Raw genomic sequence first — 3,620 nt, 5'->3', positions numbered from 1 at the left:
GCACCGCATCATCGAGGACGAGGAGATCAAGTCCGAGCTGGCCGCCGAGCACCCGTACGACGAGTGGCTGCACGCCGGTCTCATCCACCTCGACGACGTCACCGACCGTGAGCACATCGTGCACACGCACGCCTCGGTGACGCGGCGCCAGCAGATCTTCGGCTACACCGAGGAGGAGCTGCGCCTGCTGCTCACGCCGATGGCCAACACCGGCGCCGAGACGCTCGGCTCGATGGGCACCGACACCCCGATCGCGGCGCTGAGCGACAAGCCGCGCCTGCTGTTCGACTACTTCGCCCAGCTCTTCGCCCAGGTCACCAACCCGCCCCTGGACGCCATCCGCGAGGAGCTCGTCACCTCGCTCAGCGGCACCATCGGCCCCGAGGCCAACCTGCTCCAGCCGACGCCCGCGTCGTGCCGCCRGGTGGTGCTGCCGTTCCCGGTGATCTCCAACGACGACCTCGCCAAGATCCGCCACATCAACCGTGACGGCGACATGCCCGGCTTCATCACCCACGTCTCCCGCGGCCTGTACGACGTCGCGGGCGGCGGGCGGGCGCTGGCCGAGCGCCTCGACGAGATCTGCGCCGAGGTGTCGGAGGCGATCGCCGGGGGAGCGCGGATCATCGTGCTCTCCGACCGGCACTCCACCGCCGACCTGGCCCCGATCCCGTCGCTGCTGCTGACCGGGGCGGTGCACCACCACCTGGTCCGGCAGAAGACCCGCACCCAGGTGGGCCTCCTCGTGGAGGCGGGCGACGTCCGCGAGGTGCACCACGTGGCACTGCTCGTCGGCTACGGCGCGGCGGCGGTCAACCCCTACCTCGCGATGGAGTCCGTCGAGGACCTGGCGCGGGAGGGCTACTACGTCAAGGCCGAGCCCGAGAAGGCGGTCGCCAACCTCATCAAGGGCCTGGGCAAGGGCGTGCTCAAGGTGATGTCCAAGATGGGCGTCTCCACGGTGGCGTCGTACACCGGCGCGCAGATCTTCGAGGCCGTCGGGCTCTCGCAGGCGGTGGTGGACCGGTACTTCACCGGCACCACCTCCAAGCTCGGCGGGATCGAGCTCGACACCATCGCCGAGGAGGTCGCCCGCCGGCACGCGTCGGCGTACCCGCGCGGCGGCATCGCGCCCGCCCACCGCGAGCTCGAGATCGGCGGCGAGTACCAGTGGCGTCGCGAGGGCGAGCCGCACCTGTTCGACCCGGAGACGGTGTTCCGCCTCCAGCACGCGACCCGGTCGGGCAGCTACGAGGTCTTCCGGCAGTACACCTCACGCGTCAACGAGCAGTCGGAGCGCCTGATGACGCTGCGCGGACTGTTCCGCTTCAAGGACGGTGAGGCCACCGGCCGCGCGCCCATCAGCATCGACGAGGTCGAGCCGGTCTCCGAGATCGTCAAGCGCTTCTCGACCGGTGCCATGTCCTACGGCTCCATCAGCCAGGAGGCGCACGAGACCCTGGCGATCGCGATGAACCGGCTGGGTGGCAAGTCCAACACCGGGGAGGGCGGCGAGGACGCCGACCGTCTCCACGACCCGGAGCGGCGCAGCTCGATCAAGCAGGTCGCGTCGGGCCGCTTCGGTGTCACGTCGGAGTACCTCACCAACGCCGACGACATCCAGATCAAGATGGCCCAGGGCGCCAAGCCGGGCGAGGGCGGCCAGCTGCCCGGCCACAAGGTCTACCCGTGGGTGGCCAAGACCCGGCACTCGACGCCGGGCGTCGGCCTCATCAGCCCGCCGCCGCACCACGACATCTACTCGATCGAGGACCTGGCGCAGCTGATCCACGACCTGAAGAACGCCAACCCGAGCGCGCGCGTGCACGTCAAGCTCGTGTCCGAGGTGGGCGTGGGCACGGTCGCGGCGGGGGTGTCCAAGGCGCACGCGGACGTGGTGCTGATCTCCGGCCACGACGGRGGCACCGGCGCCTCGCCGCTCACCTCGCTCAAGCACGCGGGCGGCCCGTGGGAGCTCGGTCTCGCCGAGACCCAGCAGACGCTGCTCCTCAACGGCCTGCGCGACCGGATCGTGGTGCAGGCCGACGGCCAGCTCAAGACCGGGCGCGACGTCGTGATCGCCGCCCTGCTGGGCGCCGAGGAGTACGGCTTCGCCACTGCTCCGCTCGTCGTCAGCGGCTGCATCATGATGCGGGTCTGTCACCTCGACACCTGCCCGGTGGGCGTCGCGACCCAGAACCCCGTCCTGCGGGAGCGCTTCAGCGGCAAGGCGGAGTACGTCGTCAACTTCTTCACCTACATCGCCGAGGAGGTGCGCGAGCTGCTCGCCGAGCTCGGCTTCCGCACCCTCGACGAGGCCGTCGGCCGGGTGGGCTCGCTCGACGTCGCCCGGGCCGTCGACCACTGGAAGGCCGCCGGGCTCGACCTGACGCCGATCCTGCACCAGGCCTCCCGCTCGGGTGAGTTCGGCCAGTTCGAGGACCAGGACCTGCGCTGCACGCACGGCCAGGACCACGGCCTCGACAAGGCCCTGGACAACGAGCTCGTCAAGCTCGCGGCCCCGGCCCTGGAGGACGGCGAGCCCGTCCGCGCCCAGGTGGCGGTGCGCAACGTCAACCGCACCGTCGGCACGATCCTCGGTCACGAGGTGACCAAGCGCTACCGCGGCGAGGGCCTGCCCGACGGCACCATCGACATCACCCTCATCGGCTCCGCGGGCCAGTCGTTCGGTGCCTTCGTGCCGCGCGGCATCACCCTGCGGCTCGAGGGCGACGCCAACGACTACGTCGGCAAGGGCCTCTCGGGCGGACGCATCGTCGTACGACCCGACCGGTCGGCGACGTTCGAGGCCAGCGAGCAGATCATCGCGGGCAACACCATCGCCTACGGCGCGACCTCGGGCGAGATCTACCTCCGGGGCCAGGCGGGCGAGCGCTTCTGCGTGCGCAACTCCGGCGCGACCGCGGTCGTGGAGGGCGTGGGCGACCACGGCTGCGAGTACATGACCGGTGGTGTCGTCGTCGTGCTCGGCGCGACCGGMCGYAACTTCGCGGCCGGCATGTCCGGCGGCTACGCCTTCGTGCTCGACCTCGACGAGGGACGGGTCAACCCCGAGCTCGTCGACCTCGGCCCCGTCACCGACGACGCGGCGACCGAGCTCAAGGACCTCGTCGTCCGGCACGCGGAGGAGACCGGCTCGACTGTCGCCGCGGCACTGCTGGAGGACTGGGACACCGCACTGGGCCGCTTCACCGAGGTGATGCCCCGCGACTACAAGCGAGTGCTGGACGCCCGCGCCGAGGCCCTCGCGGAGGGTCTCGACGAGGACCAGGCGAACGCACGGATCATGGAGGTGCTTCATGGGTGAGCGCAGCGTGACCACGACGACGGGTGCGCCCAGGCGCTCACCCATGGAGAAGGGTGCGCAGAATGGGTGATCCCAAGGGCTTTCTGAAGAGCGGCCGCGAGGTCGCCACGCGCCGCGTCGTCGAGGAGCGCGTGCACGACTGGAACGAGGTCTACCCGGACGGGATCGGCCGCGCCCTGCTGCCCATCATCGGCACGCAGGCGAGCCGCTGCATGGACTGCGGGATCCCGTTCTGCCACCAGGGCTGCCCGCTGGGCAACATCATCCCGGAGTGGAACGACCTGGTGTGGCG

General features: G+C 70.7%; 1 protein-coding gene and 1 pseudogene. Both read left to right on the top strand.

The features are described from left to right. Positions 1-3,328, top strand: a 3,328-nt coding sequence (gltB, locus tag ACXJKL_RS17085) for a glutamate synthase large subunit (protein WP_457208217.1), incomplete at its 5' end; no start/stop codon positions are given. Positions 3,329-3,390: 62 nt separating this feature from the next. After that, a pseudogene (gene gltD / locus ACXJKL_RS17080) lies at positions 3,391-3,620 on the top strand (glutamate synthase); the annotation flags it as partial.

This window comes from Nocardioides sp. P5_C9_2, from assembly GCF_054049555.1.
This window is presented reverse-complemented; position numbering and strand designations above follow the sequence as displayed.